The sequence below is a fragment of the uncultured Phascolarctobacterium sp. genome, from assembly GCF_934190775.1.
Lineage (GTDB): Bacteria > Bacillota > Negativicutes > Acidaminococcales > Acidaminococcaceae > Phascolarctobacterium_A.
The window spans coordinates 125,507-140,055 of record NZ_CAKPTG010000001.1 but is presented as its reverse complement, the minus strand read 5'-3'; the positions used below and the strand labels follow the sequence as shown (position 1 = coordinate 140,055).

The window sequence follows — 14,549 nt, the reverse complement described above, 5'->3', positions numbered from 1 at the left end:
TTATTTCTTTTCAGCAGGAGCCTGTTCTGGTGCTTTGTACGGAGAGAAGCTGAAGTTTTGCAGCTTAGCATCTTTGCCGAAGACAAAGGACATAACTACGATTTTTTCTTTGGAGAAGCCTGCGATATAGGTTACCTTATCAGCCTGGTCATAACGCTCAAAGCTGAAGAATTTGGTTTCTTTTAAGGAGCCGAATTGCTGTTTAACCTGTTTTTGGATAGCAGCAAAGTTTTTCTGGTCCATGGTTTTGCCAAGCTCAGCGCTCAGGGAAGGAGCAAGAGCTGCATATTCAGTAGCAGCGTCGCCAGCCAGAGAGGTCATCATTTTTTCAGCAGCCTTTTGTTCCTTGTTCAGGTCACCGCCGTCAGCAGCAAATGCCAGACTGCTGCAAGCAAAGGCGAGCAGCATGGTTAATACTAATACTAATTTTTTCATCTTCATTACCTCCAGTAACACATAGCTTAAAAGCTTATTCTATATATAATCATAACTGTTTTTTCTTAATTAGTAAAGTCTTTTAAAAGCATTTTAAGAAAAATTCGATTTTAAATTTTGGCAAGCATTATTATCCTTACATAAGAATACTGGTGTCACGCAGATGACACCAGTATTCGATAACAGCTATTTTATAGTTGCTTCACTAGAAAAAAAGCGCTGCGCCTAAAGGGACACAGCGGCTTTAAAGATGGAGCTGAAAAGCAGCTCAATTTATTTTTCATTTTGGACTTCCGGTTTCTGCAGGCATTGAAACATCATTTCTGCCAGCGAGCGCTTCAAAAGCTGGTTGAATTCATCAGCCGTGTGGGCGCTCAACGGCTTGGCCTCTACCGCATAAGTTTTATTATTTTCACCAAAAATCAGCGCATCAAGACTGCAACGCAGATGCTGGGCGATACGGATAGCAATAGCCAGGCTCACGCCGGTTTTACCGTTTTCCAGATTACTCATGTGTGTTTGCGAAATATTAATTGCCTTTGCCAGACTTTGTTGAGATACCTGCGATTTGGTACGCATCTGTTTGATATTGTTGCCGATAAGCTTATAGTCGGGGTTTACAGTTAAGCTTGCCATAAATTGCACCTCCAGATGTTATTCAACAATAGAACATTTTTATATTTCTCTACATGAACGGAAGCAGTTGTTTCGTTCTTTAAGTATATTATGACATGTTTATGCGAAAATGTCCCTACCCTAAATGGCAATTTCGGGTAGGGTAGGGCAGAATTTTATAAAAAAAACGCTAATTTTATTTACAAAATGTATTTTATGCTTGATATTTTCTTGTTAACTTATAGTAAAAAATGGTGTACTACGCATTTGCTATAGGAATAGCAGTAAGGTGAAGCGTTAATTTAAGTTGTATGCCGCAACAGCTAAAGTTGCAAATGACAGCGCAACGTGTTATATTAAGGCTAGATTATATGAAAACGAGGTGTATTATGCTTACTGCTGCTGATTTTGATAAGTTGGGCTTTTGGGAGGATTCTACTCCGGAAGAAAATATTACGGTTTATGGTATGGATTTTGGCACGGATTATATTATGCTGACGGATGATTTGGGCAAAACACCGCTGGACGCCAAAAGGTTTATCGTTGTTGCTGCCTATGATGAGGCTGACTGTTTTTTGTGGGGCGTAGAGCTGAAAAACTTTGCTGCGCTCAAGGAGCTGTCTGTTCAATATGCACCCGGAAGTGCAGAACTTTTTCAGGCACTGAAGGAATATAAGCTGCCGAAAAAATAAAATTGCTAATGCGGAAGGCTTGCCTTCTGACGCAAAAACTGCTGCCCTGCGTCTGTGACGCGCGGCAGCAGTTTTTAGCGTGCAGCAATTTATTCCATAGCAAAAACAGTATCAACGCTGGCTTTTATCGTAATCTCCTGCGCAGCGATGCTTGTTTCGGGGGCAGCAGCTCTGTCGGCAGCAGCCATCAGCTTCATATTGCCATAGGAGCGCTCCATGCCGCCGCTGTAACTGCTGATGTTGGCGCTTAGCAGCTTGCCTAGTGTGCGGCCGCCGGCATTGGCGACAACTGCAGCCTGTTGGCGTGCGTTTTCTACAGCCTGAGCCAGCAGCCTGTTGCGGTAAAGCTCTCTGCTGCTGACGCTGAAGGAAATATTATTAATCGTGTCAACGCCGGCAGCGCTGATTTTGTCGATTACCGGGCCAAGCTTCGCAATATCCTTGAGCTTGATGCGCACACTGTTGCTGGCGGTATAACCGGTGATTTTGCCTTTGATATCGGTATCTGGATAAAGAGTATAGCTTGTTGTTGTAATATCATTACCTAAAATATTGCAGCCAAGCAGATTACGCTTAACACTATCCATTTTGGCGGCAGATGCACTTGTTGCTTCGGCAGCGGTACGTCCCTTGCCGTTGACATCGAAGCTGATAACGGCGGTATCCGGTGCGACCTCGATAGTTGCGTTGGCGCTGACACTGATGCACGGTGTATCAGGCTGTGCTGCCATGGCATTTGTACTGCCGATAAACAGCAGGCAGATAGCAATCAGAGCACAAAGCATTTGTTTAATCTTAGTCATATTTTCTAACCTCCTGATGCTAATTTAATCAGCTTAATTATAGCATATAAATACAATTTTAACCTGAAAGACACAGAAAAAACACGAATTTGCAGATATAAGACTTTGGCAGATCTATAGGAAAAGACGCTTAACTTACCATAAGTGCCGTAAAGCCCTGCCTTTAGGCATGGGGATATAAGGCACGTTTGCCAATACGGTTGCAAATTATATATCTTTATATTATTATATAGCTATGGGTAAAATAATATATAAGTCTAATCTATAGTATACTCATGCAAGTATCATATCGTGTTCTGCCCCAAATACCGTAGAAAGGTACTGGTTAATGGCGTTGATACCAGACTAAAGGAGCTGGTTAACTCAATATGTGAAGAACTCCAGGTCGATATAATCGAAATGGAAATAATGCCAGATCATGTACATATTCTGCTAGGAGTAGATCCGCAATTTGGAATTCATAAAGCAGTAAAAACTATTAAAGGAACTACATCCCGTATTTTAAGACAAGAGTTTCCGTGGTTGCGTTCCCGGATACCAACATTATGGACAAACAATTATTTTTGTTCTACTATTGGTGGTGCTCCGTTGTCTGTTATTAAACAATACATTGAAAATCAGAAATCAAAATAAGGTGGTGATTGTAGATGAAGACATATTGTTTTAAGCTGTATGATTCAAAAAGAAACAGGAAACTCCATAGTCAGATTAATGCGGCAGGCCTTGTCTACAATCACTGCATTGCTTTGCATAAGCGATACTATAGATTGTTCGGGAAATCTCTGAACATATATCGACTGCAAAAGCATCTGAGCAAATTGAAGAAAATTTCCAGGTTTACCTATCTGAAAGAAATCGGCTCCCAGGCTGTACAGGATATAACCCAGAGGATAGACAAAGCATATAAACTCTTTTTTCGCAACTTAAAACATAAAATCCGCACAGCGCCGCCATCTTTCAAGAAAATAAAAAAATATAAATCTTTCACTTTGAAACAGAGCGGCTGGAAACTTAACGAAGCTGATAAAAGCATCATAATCGGTAAACAACGCTATCGTTATGCAAAATCAAGAAAAATAGACGGAAAAATAAAAATCCTGACTATTAAACGTGACGCATTAGGCGATATATATTTATATTTCGTCTGCGAAACATCAGAAAATGAAGTCTTGGCAAGAACAGGTAAAAGTGTCGGCTTTGACTTCGGCCTGAAGATGTTTCTTAATGCTTCTGACGGGAAGGATATTGCTTCTCCACTATTCTTCAAGCAAAATGCCAATGCAGTAAAAAGAGCTAATAAAAATCTGTCCCGTAAGGTCAAAGGCTCTAATAATCGTCAAAAAGCAAAACTAACTTTGGCAAGACTGCATAAAAAGATAGCAAATCAGAGAAATGATTTTCACTGGCAGGTGGCTCACAGGCTCGTTGCCGAATATGCCCTGATATGCCTTGAAAGCTTAAACTTGAAGGCTATGCAAAAGCGTTTTGGCAGGAAAATATCTGATTTAGGTTTTGCTGATTTCGTAGACAAGCTGAAATACCTGTCAAACAAGACAGGTTCGTCTGTTATAGAAATAGACAGGTTCTACCCTTCCAGCCAAATATGTTCAGCATGCGGATACCAGAACACCAAAATCAAAAATCTGGAAATCAGAGAGTGGGTTTGTCCTGAATGTGGCAGCACTCATAATCGGGACAGGAACGCTTCGATAAATATTGAACGGGAAGGAATAAGGATATTCTTTGCATGAAATAAAAATGGGCAGGGCATTGTCCATTGTGGAGAGAACTCGTAAGATCTGCTATTCCGGTAGGCAAGGTTCGCTAATATCCCAGAATCTCCCGGCTTTAGCCGTGGGGAGTATGTCAGTTTTAACACTTACTGCCGTCAAAGCATTTTCTTAATGGTACAAATGTGCTATAATAAAAAACGCAATAAGAAGCAGGAGGTGCGCTGAATTGGCAAAGGAAAAAGAGCGTGGCAGGTTGCAGGTAGAATATATCTGCCCGGCTTGCGGCAAACATTTAGCTTGGGCGTTGCCTACCGCTGTAATACAATGTCCATGCGGACAGTGGGTAGATAATAACAATCGCTTAAAAGATAAAAGCGAGGTTTATCTGCCCTTGGACAGTGAGCAGACTGTACTTTTTTAATGGGGGTAATAATATGGAAACTATTTGGCAACAGGCTGAAGGCTTGAAGGCTGAAATGGTCGAGCGCCGCAGAGATTTGCATAGACATCCGGAAACAGGCTGGACGGAATTTCGCACGGCAAGCATGATTATCGGTGAACTGCAAGCTTTGGGCTATGACGTTAAATTTGGCGCTGACGTTATTGACGAAAAATCTATGATGGGCGTGCCGAGCGAGGCAGAGCTGGCTGATTATATGCAAAGAGCTATCAGCGAAGGTGCGGATCCGGAGCTGGTAAAGCAGATGGCAGGCGGCAAGACCGGTATCGTGGCAACTCTTAAAACAGATAAACCCGGTAAAACAGTTGCCTTCCGCTTTGATATGGACTGCAACGATGTAGAGGAGGAGCGTAGCGAGGAGCATCGCCCGGCAAAGGAGGGTTTTGCTTCCGAGCACAAAAAGGCTATGCATGCCTGCGGTCATGACGGTCACGTAACCATCGGCCTGTCGGCAGCAAAGCTGCTTGCCGCCAATAAAGCACGTTTGGCAGGCACCATTAAATTGATTTTCCAACCGGCAGAGGAAGGTGTACGCGGTGCTTTCGCTATGATGAACGCCGGTGTAGTTGATGATGTAGATTATCTGTTCGGTGGGCACATCGGCTTTAAGGCTACTACTGACAACTGCCTGGTAACGATGACTGACGGCTTTTTGGCAACAACTAAGCTGGATGCGGAATTCACCGGTGTATCTGCCCACGCAGGCGCTGCTCCGGAGCAGGGCAAGAATGCTTTGCTGGCAGCAGCACAGGCTGCAACTTCCCTGAATACCATTCCCCGTCACAGCAAGGGCTCCAGCCGTATCAATGTAGGTGTGCTCAACGCCGGCACCGGCCGCAACGTTGTGCCTGATATCGCTTCTATTAAGCTGGAAACCCGCGGTGCTACTACCGAAATTGATGAATACATGGTTACAGAAGCTAAGCGCATTCTTAATGCCTGCGCTGCTATGTATGACGTTAAGGTAAAAATCACTATGGCCGGTGCTGCACCTGCCTGCTTTGCAGACAAGGAGCTGGGACACGAGGTAGCAGAGCTGATTGAAGAAAAATGCCACTATGATGAGGTATTGGAATATGTAGACATGGGCGGTAGCGAGGACTGCGGTTACTTCATGGAGCGCGTACAGCAGCATGGTGGTCGTGCTCTGTATATGATGTATGGCACCAAGATTGCCGCAGGTCATCACAACAGTCACTTCGATTTCAATGAGAACTGCTTGTGGAAGGCTGCAGCAACAATTACGGAAATTGCTGTGCATTTCAGCAATAAGTAAATAATTTAAGCAAATCCGCCATGATTTTGCCATAATCATATGTTATACTTATGAGCATAAACAAAAGCAATATCCTGGAGGTATATATCATGAAATCACTTAAAAAAATCGCTTTAGTATTTTCCTGCATGGCACTTTTGGGTGCTGGCAGTGCTTTCGCCGCTGACGCGGCTCAATCCGCTCCCTTAGATGAGGTACAGGCTAATCCTGAGATAATGCGTGCACCGGGAACTTACATCACCCGTGGCGAAATCATTGCTGTAGAAGACGGCTTTTACGTTATTAAGGGCGAGGGCAGCAGAAATATGGTTGCAGCCATTGTTGACCGTGATACCTACATTGTGGAGGGTGCCAGCGGTAAACTGCGTCTGCCCTATGCTTTGAAGGTTGGCCAAAAGGTTACTGCCTATTATTCCGCAACCATGACACGCAGCCTGCCGCCGCAAAGCCATGCTCTGGCGATTGTGCTTGAAGACAGCGAAGAATCTGCAAGCTTCTTTGAGGTAGCGCAGGCAAGCCTCGCTAAGGATGGCAGCTATGTAACCGTACTCAACACTAATAATGATGTTATTGCAACGATTGACGCAGCTGCCTGCAAAGACTTCGCTAAGATTAAAAAAGGTGATAAGCTGCTGGTTTGGAGCAGCATGATGACTATGAGCTTGCCTGCTCAGACTCACGCTGAGAAGGTAGTCGTACTTCCGTAAGGACGCGCGATAAAGCATCATAGACGCAAAGCCCCAGCTTGTCACGAGTGAAGCGAAGTGAGAAGCTGTTTGGGCGTGCTAATGCCGCTTGCGGCGAGCTTTGCGACGGCTCCTAGGAGTACAAGGGCGTACGCGACGCAAAGTCCCAGCTTGTCACGAGTGTAACGAAGTGAGAAGCTGTTGGACGTGCTAATATCGCTTGCGATGAGTCGTCGCCGTCGCGTCGCCTCTGATACTTTCTCCCGCGTCTGGCGAGGGAGAAGGAAAAGTACTGTAAGGACGCGCGATAAAGCACCATATAAATAAAAAATATGAATTTGATTTGTAAAGAGGGTTAGTTAAAAATGAAGATTTTTATGGATACTGCTAATGTAGAAGAGATTGCCAAATTTGTTGATTGGGGCGTTGTGTATGGCGTTACGACCAACCCGAGCCTGATTGCCAAAAGCGGCCGTACCCAGGCTGAGGTTATCCCGGAAATTGCCAAGCTGGTTGCCGGTCCCGTCAGTGCCGAGGTTATCAGCACCGAATGTGCTGGCATGGTAGAGGAAGCACGCAAGCTGGTAAAGATTGCAGATAACATCGTTATCAAAATTCCCTGCATTCCGGAAGGCCTGAAGGCAGTAAAAATTTTAAGCGCTGAAGGCATTAAAACCAATGTAACGCTGGTATTCAGCATGGCTCAGGCTTTGCTGGCTGCACGCGCAGGTGCCAGCTATGTCAGCCCGTTTATCGGCCGTTTGGATGATATCGGTGAAGACGGCGTACAGCTGGTAGAAAACATTGTCAAAGCCTTTAAGCTGTATGGCATTACTACCGAGGTAATTGCTGCCAGCATCCGTAATCTGGAGCACGTAGAAAAGGTTATGCTGACCGGTTGCCAAATTGCAACTATTCCTACTAAAGTGCTGGAGCAGATGATTATTCATCCGCTGACAGATAAAGGCTTAGCGCAGTTTATGGCTGATTACCAAAACAGCCTGAAGTAAAAAGTCTTAGAATATTGTTACTGAGTCCGCAGCCTTAATTATATGGAATAATTTTGGCTGCGGAAAGTTTTTTGAGTTTGAGGGAGGGATTTGATGAATTTAAAAAAGGCCTTGCAGGCTTTTCTTGTTACTGTATCCTGTGGCATGCTGAACGTAGCAGGCGCACAGCAACGACCGGTGTTTATTCCTGAGGATTATGTTACAGAGCAGGCGCAGGCGGATTTTGTCGCCAACGGTCCGAAGCTGCTTTTTAGCGACAGCCCGGAAACTGTTTATCATAACGGCATCTTGTATCGCGATAAGGTTGCGGGTGATGTGCGTTTATTTGTGCATCATGTTAATGGCGTTGCTGATAAGAAAAAGCTGGCGGTAATGCTGAAGAACACTGATAATTTGCGTCCGGTGCATTATAAGGTAACGCGTAGTGGTGTAGCAGGCTTTGCCTATGATTATATGCGCGACGGTAAAAATTCCCAAAAAGAATATTTTGATGACAGCAGCCAAAAGCTACAGGATGGCAAGCTGGGCTTTGGTAATAGCCATGAGCTGCTCAGCGGCCGCGGTATTATTCTGCCGCAGGATAAGCTGTATACAGCAACAATCGACCTGCACTTTGACAAGCCGGTTGAGGTGAGCGTACTGATGTGTGAAACTAAGAGCGATCTGGAGCTGTTTAACGAAGGCGCTGCGATTCAGCCGATGGACGAGCATCCGCTGCGTGGAACCTTTGCGGCAGCTGACTGGAACTATACGCTGAAGAAACCTGTTAAGGATCCGGAAAAACCGCTGATGCTGGAGCTGGCAACCTCGCAGGAGGGCTATGCTAAGGGCGTTGACGCAACCACCGGACTGCCTGCGGAAAACTATGGTAATTATGGTGTTATCTACAAGGTGAACTTTACTGTAGCCGGCAAAAAGCCCATAAGCTTTATTTTGAATCCTATCGGCGGACCGTTTGCCGGTTACGGCGTACTGGAAAACAAAACTAAGGGAGAACGTCAGCTGGTGGCATTACCGGAGCAGACAGTATGCTTAGGCTCAAAGATAGAGGAAGCAATTGAGCTTGCTCAGCTGAAGGCCGGCGACTACAGCTTTATCTGGTCGCCTCCTGGTGCATCTAATCTGCCGGTGCAGCTGATTTGGGAGAAAGTTGAATAAATAATGAGATAGGTTAACTAATACTGTCGGACACAGTTTCGACAGTATTTTTTTATCATTTTGTTTATTTGGTTAGCGAGAAGCAATATCTACCCTTAGTGATGCTTTGCCTATTGAGTAAATTTAGAATTAAGAATAGATTGATTACCTGCAAGATAACAGTAAAAAAAGTAGGAAGTTATTTGTGATTATTTTGTAGATTGGTACTAAAAATACTTGACATTTTTGACGGAGGGTGTATAATTCTAAATGAGAATTATTTTTGATAAAGGATGATGAAAATGGCTAAAAGAAACACTATTCAAAGACAACTTGTTATCGCGGCTGTACGTTTTTTAGCAGATCACCCTACTGCTGAAGAAGTATATGATCGCATTACTATGGAGTATCCTGATATCAGCAAAGGTACCGTTTACCGCAACCTTAATTCTCTGGTTGAAAGCGGTCTGCTGAGCAAGGTTTCCGTTCCGAGCGGTGCTGATCGTTTTGATCATATCCTCGCAAGACATTACCACATCAAATGCACTGAATGCGGTAAGTTCATGAACGTAGAAAACTTTGATTATATTCCGGATATGGATGAAAAGGTAGCTGCTGTAACCGGCTACAAAATGAATCACCATGATATTGTTTTCAGCGGTATCTGCCCTGAATGCCAAAAGGAAATGGCAGAACACCCTGTAAGCGAAGATGTTTTGGGTGATGACCAAAACTGATTCTAAGGCTATATAAGCTTTAGTTTGGGAAGGCTGTTGCGTCGTTTTCAAGAGGAGGAATTGAAAATGGATTTAAAAGGCAGCAAGACTGAAAAAAATTTGCAGACCGCTTTTGCGGGTGAGTCTCAGGCTCATACTAAGTACCAATATTATGCAAGTGCAGCCAAAAAAGAAGGCTACAATCAGATTGGCGCTATTTTTACCGAAACTGCAGGTAATGAAAAAGAGCATGCTAAATTGTGGTTCAAGGCACTGCATGGTGGCGCTATTCCCCAGACTATTGAAAATCTGAAGGATGCAGCTGCAGGCGAAAACTATGAGTGGACCGAAATGTATGCCGAATTTGCCAAGGTTGCCAAAGAGGAAGGCTTTGATAAAATTGCATTCCTGTTTGAAGAAGTAGGCAAGATTGAAAAAGAGCATGAGGAAAGATATCGTGCGCTTTTGGCAAACATTGAAAATGATCGTGTCTTCCAGCGCGAAGAGAAAAAGGTTTGGATCTGCACTAACTGCGGCAAGATTGTTATTGCTGAAAAGGCTCCGGAAAAATGTCCGGTATGCGACCATCCTCAAGGTTATTTCGAGCTGAAGGTAACCAACTATTAATCTATTAATTTGCTGAAGCAGAATTAATTATAGAAGCTTTAAAAGGCTTTAATGGGGATTTCTGCGACAGAACGTAAAACAAAATAGCAGCATAAGAGGCAAACAGCGAGGCGCAAGCCTGCTGTCTGCCTCTTTTTTGCGTAAAGCAAAAAAGCTGCCGCATTTGCGGCAGCCGGGCTGCGCTCTTTTCAGTAGAAAAGCAGCTGGGTTTTGTAGACGGCGCTGACGCCGGCATTCAGAGCAAAGAGGCAACCAAGCGAAAGCGCTATGAGCAGAGCAGCTTCCTTGCTGTTTAATGGTTGCTGCTGGTGCATGGCGCGGCTGATTGCCTTGCCGCATAAAACGATCAGCATGCCCAAGAGAAATAAAGAGAAAAATATATTCAGCATTATAATGGCTCCTTTTTTATAAGCTGTTTACGAGCAGATAAATATTTATAGAATAAGTATACCACACTTTTCGTGAAATATGGTATACTATTATAGATATATTCAGCAAAATATAGCAGAATCAGATTCTGCCATGTTCCAAAAGAGAAGGGTGATTAGTATGGAAACAAGAGTAGCTGTTATCTCTCTGATTGTAACGCAGCCTCAGGCTGTGGAAGAGCTTAACGCAATTTTACACACCTATAGCAGTTATATTATCGGCCGTATGGGCCTGCCCTATCGCCAGAAGAATGTTAATATTATCTGCGTTGCCGTTGATGCGCCGCAGGATATTATCAGCGCTATGAGCGGTAAGCTGGGGCTGCTTGCCGGTGTGAATGCCAAAACTGCTTATTCCAACGTAACTGCCAAGGAATAAAACTGCTGGATACAAACTATCTGACGGGAAAGATACTACTGACCTGTAAGGAGGAGACAAAATGTATAATGCAAAATCAATGAAGGCTGAAGAATTTATCTGTCATGAGGAAATCCTCGACACACTTGCTTATGCTGAGGCCAACAAAAACAACAAGGAGCTGCTGGAGCAGATTATTGCCAAAGCCAAGCTGCGCAAGGGCTTGAGTCATCGTGAGGCCAGCGTATTGCTTGCCTGTGAGGACGAAAAGCTGGTGCAGGAGATGTTTGCTCTGGCTGAGCAGATTAAAAAGGACTTTTACGGCAACCGTATAGTGCTGTTTGCTCCGCTGTATTTATCCAATTATTGCATCAATCACTGCGTATATTGTCCTTACCATGCAACTAATAAGCATATCGGACGTAAAAAGCTGACGCAGGACGAGGTGCGTGCTGAAGTTATTGCACTGCAGGATATGGGCCATAAGCGTTTGGCGCTGGAGGCTGGCGAGGACCCGGTAAACAACCCGATTGAATATATTCTGGACTGCATCAAGACTATTTATTCCATTAAGCATAAAAACGGCGCTATCCGCCGTGTTAACGTAAATATTGCGGCTACGACCGTAGAAAATTACCGCAAACTGAAGGAAGCAGGCATCGGTACCTATATCCTCTTCCAGGAAACCTATCATAAGGAAAGCTATGAGAACCTGCACCCGCGTGGACCGAAGCACAATTACGCTTACCATACGGAGGCTATGGACAGAGCCATGGAAGGCGGCATTGATGATGTCGGCTTGGGCGTACTGTTTGGTTTGGAGCGTTACCGCTACGAGCTGGCCGGCCTTTTGATGCATGCCGAGCATCTGGAGGCGGTGCATGGCGTAGGTCCGCATACCATCAGCGTACCGCGTATCAAACGCGCCGACGATATTGACCCGGGCGTTTTTGACAACGGCATTGATGATGCAACCTTCTGCAAGATTATTGCTATTATCCGCATTGCTGTTCCGTATACAGGTATGATTATTTCTACACGTGAAAATCAGGCTGTGCGTGAAAAGGCACTGCATCTTGGTATTTCTCAGATTAGCGGCGGCTCGCGTACTTCCGTAGGCGGTTACACCGAGGATGTGCGCCCGACCGATACCGAGCAGTTTGACGTTTCTGACCAACGTTCTTTGGATGAAGTAATCGAATGGCTGATGGAATTAGGCTTCCTGCCTTCCTTCTGTACTGCCTGCTACCGTGCTGGACGTACCGGAGACAGATTTATGGAGCTGTGCAAGTCTAAGCAAATTCAAAACTGCTGCCATCCTAATGCACTGCTGACGCTGAAGGAATATCTTGAGGATTATGCTTCCCCGGCAACGAAGGCTTTGGGCGAAAAGCTGGTGCAGGCTGAGCTGCCGAACATTCCGCAGGAAAAGGTGCGTGAGGTTTGCGTAGAGCGTCTGCAAAAAATTGCTCAAGGCGAAAGAGATTTCCGCTTCTAAAATAAAAAAAGACAAGCCTGCGGGTGCAGGCTTGCATAGTAAACAGTAAAAAAGGCTATGCTAAAACTAACTTCGACAAATTAAAGAATCGCTAGAGTCTAAGTTTTTCTGTTTAAGGCTGGGTTTTGTCCCAGCCTTTTTCAGCGGCGTAGGTGCCAAGAATTATGCAGAAAGCACAACCAAGGCAACTATTTCTAAAGGTGAGATCGAAATCAGGGATAAAGATAATCAGAAACAAGACCTGTCCGGACTTAATCGCGATACCCAAAACAGCCTTAATAAGCTTGGTGAAATATTTGACAAGACAAAGGTTGAAGAACGTCAAGAGCTGGCTGGACTTTTTGGGGAGTTAGCTTATAACCAAATTCATGATATAAAGGCGTCTGATGAGCAGAAGGTGTTGTATCATGCATTGGTAGGTAGTATTTTGGAAAAAATATCTAATGGTGACTATATTAGTGGCGCTTCTTCAGCAGCAATAAATAAGATTGTTGTTAAAGAAATAGAGAAGTTTGCTGGGGAAGATCCTTATCTTATTCAGTGGCTTAGTGCAGGTGTGGGAGCAGCTGTAGGTAGTTTTTGGAACAATATCCAAGTAGCTGCTAGCATTACAGTAAGTGGAACCAAGAACAATCTTTTAAGGACAGATAGGATTCCTAAATGTATTGATGTAGTTGTATGGCCTTGTAAAGATAACGAAGAGTACCAAATTCCACATATAGGGCTAAAAATAGTTTATGATGATGGAAATAATGAAGAGATTCATTTTGGTAATTATTCGAGTGCAATTGCTTTACCAATTGGGCGAGGAACGATATTGGACGTAAATTCTACAAAATATATAGATCAGGATCTATTGAAAGGTAACGCATATATTTTGGATAAAATTACAGATATAAATCATTTGCAAAAAATAGTAGAGACAGCTAATGCTTATATGCTTGCGTCAGAGAAAGTGACAATTGATGATTTGCGCAGTAGTGTTATTATAGCTCATAATAGAGAGGATATAGACTCTGTGTATATGCCAAATGGAGAGTTTTCAATTTATGGAATAATGAATAGAAATTGTTTGAGCTTTGTTAAATCTGTCATCGGACAAAGCAGCGCCAAAGTAAGTTCTTTTAAGAATGAAGACTTTATGAGAAGGTGATAATTGATGAGAATAATAAATTCGATTGTTGGTATTCTTTTAGGATCACTTTCGTATTTTATTGTTGAAAAAATATTTATTGCTATAATGATTAATTTATTTAAATTATTTCCGATATTAAACAACTTTCAAGGCTCTATTGTGATACTATTAGTTGTTTTTTTAGAGATTGTTTTAGCATTCATAATATTATCATTTATAAATCATAGCGTGTTGAAGGAAATAAGAATATCATATCTATTAACCATCATGAGCATTTTATGTTTGGTCGTATCAATTGGATATATATATTATAATTGTAGCAATATGTGGACTGTTATGGTTTATGCTGAGATTGTATTAGTTCATACTTGTATTCTAATTTATGCTTTAAAATACTTAAGAGCCTTCATCAACAAAAGTGGGTGAACAATACCAAACAAATACTTTTGTCAGATGAAGATATATGCTACCTTCTCCTGGGCACTATGATTACAAAACTTCGGTAATATTTTGGTCACCAGAAATCTGACAATCAACAGCATTGGCGATTTCCTGAACGAAGATGGTTTGGTGGCTGTCGGTGGCAGTGGCACAATAACGCTAAAGAAAACCTTAATATAAATGCGTCCAAAAATACGAATATAACGGAGCAAAACAGTAAATCCAGCAGTGCGAGCGTTGGCGCAAGCCTAGAACTTGGCAAAGGCCCAAGCTACAGCATTTCTGGCAGTATGTCCAAGGGAGAAGTGTCTGCAAATGGCACAACTTTTAACGAAAGCAATTTGACCGCCAACAAAGATTTGAGTTTTGCCAGTGGTAAGGACACCAACATTAAAGGCGGTATGCTGAGCGGTGAAAAGGTTACCAGTAACGTAGGCGGAGACCTTAATATTGAAAGCAAGCGGGACAGCAACAGCTATAAGGAAAACAATAAATCCGT

17 protein-coding genes and 1 pseudogene are annotated in these 14,549 nt (G+C 43.3%); 14 read left to right on the top strand and 4 right to left on the bottom strand.

Translation table 11 applies throughout. The annotated features are described in order from the left end of the window. Positions 1 to 435, bottom strand: coding sequence for a DUF3887 domain-containing protein (locus Q0G26_RS00585; protein ID WP_293827562.1), 435 nt, complete (start codon positions 433 to 435; stop codon positions 1 to 3). Positions 436 to 708: 273 nt separating this feature from the next. After that, the gene (locus Q0G26_RS00580) at positions 709 to 1,071 is read right to left on the bottom strand and encodes a helix-turn-helix transcriptional regulator (RefSeq protein ID WP_293827559.1); all 363 of its coding nucleotides are present in this window, start codon (positions 1,069 to 1,071) and stop codon (positions 709 to 711) included. 368 nt (positions 1,072 to 1,439) lie between these two features. On the opposite strand from Q0G26_RS00580, the gene Q0G26_RS00575 reads away from it, so the two are divergent. Next, positions 1,440 to 1,742 carry a hypothetical protein gene (locus Q0G26_RS00575; protein WP_293827557.1) on the top strand — a complete coding sequence of 101 codons (303 nt, stop codon included), beginning with the start codon at positions 1,440 to 1,442 and terminating at the stop codon, positions 1,740 to 1,742. An 89-nt stretch (positions 1,743 to 1,831) separates the two neighbouring features. On the opposite strand, the gene Q0G26_RS00570 is transcribed toward Q0G26_RS00575, so the two are convergent. Then, positions 1,832 to 2,545 carry an SIMPL domain-containing protein gene (locus Q0G26_RS00570; protein ID WP_293827554.1) on the bottom strand — a complete coding sequence of 238 codons (714 nt, stop codon included), beginning with the start codon at positions 2,543 to 2,545 and terminating at the stop codon, positions 1,832 to 1,834. A gap of 264 nt (positions 2,546 to 2,809) precedes the next feature. Here Q0G26_RS00570 and tnpA point away from each other — a divergent pair, with 264 nt between their 5' ends. The 9 genes from tnpA (at position 2,810) to rbr (ending at position 10,190) form a co-directional block, all read left to right on the top strand. Continuing rightward, on the top strand, positions 2,810 to 3,178 hold the full coding sequence (tnpA, locus tag Q0G26_RS00565; RefSeq protein ID WP_293827700.1) for an IS200/IS605 family transposase: 369 nt from the start codon (positions 2,810 to 2,812) through the stop codon (positions 3,176 to 3,178). Between the two features lie 14 nt (positions 3,179 to 3,192). After that, entirely contained in the window at positions 3,193 to 4,296 is a 1,104-nt protein-coding gene (locus tag Q0G26_RS00560; protein ID WP_293827553.1) for an RNA-guided endonuclease TnpB family protein, read from the top strand. Between the two features lie 208 nt (positions 4,297 to 4,504). Continuing rightward, entirely contained in the window at positions 4,505 to 4,699 is a 195-nt protein-coding gene (locus Q0G26_RS00555; RefSeq protein WP_293827552.1) for a hypothetical protein, read from the top strand. 13 nt (positions 4,700 to 4,712) lie between these two features. Beyond that, positions 4,713 to 6,014, top strand: coding sequence for an amidohydrolase (locus tag Q0G26_RS00550; protein WP_293827549.1), 1,302 nt, complete (start codon positions 4,713 to 4,715; stop codon positions 6,012 to 6,014). An 89-nt stretch (positions 6,015 to 6,103) separates the two neighbouring features. Further along, positions 6,104 to 6,721 (top strand): hypothetical protein, encoded by a 618-nt coding sequence (locus Q0G26_RS00545; protein ID WP_293827547.1) that lies wholly within the window; start codon positions 6,104 to 6,106, stop codon positions 6,719 to 6,721. A gap of 344 nt (positions 6,722 to 7,065) precedes the next feature. Then, the gene (gene fsa / locus Q0G26_RS00540; RefSeq protein ID WP_293827545.1) at positions 7,066 to 7,710 is read left to right on the top strand and encodes a fructose-6-phosphate aldolase; all 645 of its coding nucleotides are present in this window, start codon (positions 7,066 to 7,068) and stop codon (positions 7,708 to 7,710) included. Positions 7,711 to 7,803: 93 nt separating this feature from the next. Further along, positions 7,804 to 8,868, top strand: coding sequence for a hypothetical protein (locus Q0G26_RS00535; RefSeq protein ID WP_293827544.1), 1,065 nt, complete (start codon positions 7,804 to 7,806; stop codon positions 8,866 to 8,868). A gap of 281 nt (positions 8,869 to 9,149) precedes the next feature. Then, the gene (locus Q0G26_RS00530) at positions 9,150 to 9,584 is read left to right on the top strand and encodes a transcriptional repressor (protein WP_246869331.1); all 435 of its coding nucleotides are present in this window, start codon (positions 9,150 to 9,152) and stop codon (positions 9,582 to 9,584) included. 66 nt (positions 9,585 to 9,650) lie between these two features. Continuing rightward, positions 9,651 to 10,190, top strand: a complete 540-nt coding sequence (gene rbr, locus Q0G26_RS00525; RefSeq protein WP_293827543.1) for a rubrerythrin — start codon at positions 9,651 to 9,653, stop codon at positions 10,188 to 10,190. A gap of 188 nt (positions 10,191 to 10,378) precedes the next feature. Here rbr and Q0G26_RS00520 read toward each other — a convergent pair whose 3' ends face one another. Further along, entirely contained in the window at positions 10,379 to 10,579 is a 201-nt protein-coding gene (locus tag Q0G26_RS00520; protein WP_009144888.1) for a hypothetical protein, read from the bottom strand. 160 nt (positions 10,580 to 10,739) lie between these two features. Here Q0G26_RS00520 and Q0G26_RS00515 point away from each other — a divergent pair, with 160 nt between their 5' ends. From Q0G26_RS00515 to Q0G26_RS11435, 4 genes and pseudogenes are all read left to right on the top strand, one after another. Beyond that, positions 10,740 to 10,997 (top strand): TM1266 family iron-only hydrogenase system putative regulator, encoded by a 258-nt coding sequence (locus Q0G26_RS00515; RefSeq protein ID WP_293827540.1) that lies wholly within the window; start codon positions 10,740 to 10,742, stop codon positions 10,995 to 10,997. Positions 10,998 to 11,058: 61 nt separating this feature from the next. Beyond that, complete coding sequence (gene hydG, locus Q0G26_RS00510) at positions 11,059 to 12,474, top strand: [FeFe] hydrogenase H-cluster radical SAM maturase HydG (RefSeq protein WP_021720037.1); 1,416 nt, start codon at positions 11,059 to 11,061, stop codon at positions 12,472 to 12,474. A 427-nt stretch (positions 12,475 to 12,901) separates the two neighbouring features. Continuing rightward, a complete protein-coding gene (locus tag Q0G26_RS00505) occupies positions 12,902 to 13,627 on the top strand; it encodes a hypothetical protein (protein WP_293827535.1) in 726 nt (241 codons plus the stop codon). Positions 13,628 to 14,211: 584 nt separating this feature from the next. After that, positions 14,212 to 14,535: pseudogene (locus Q0G26_RS11435) on the top strand (hemagglutinin repeat-containing protein); the annotation flags it as partial. Positions 14,536 to 14,549: the final 14 nt, after the last annotated feature.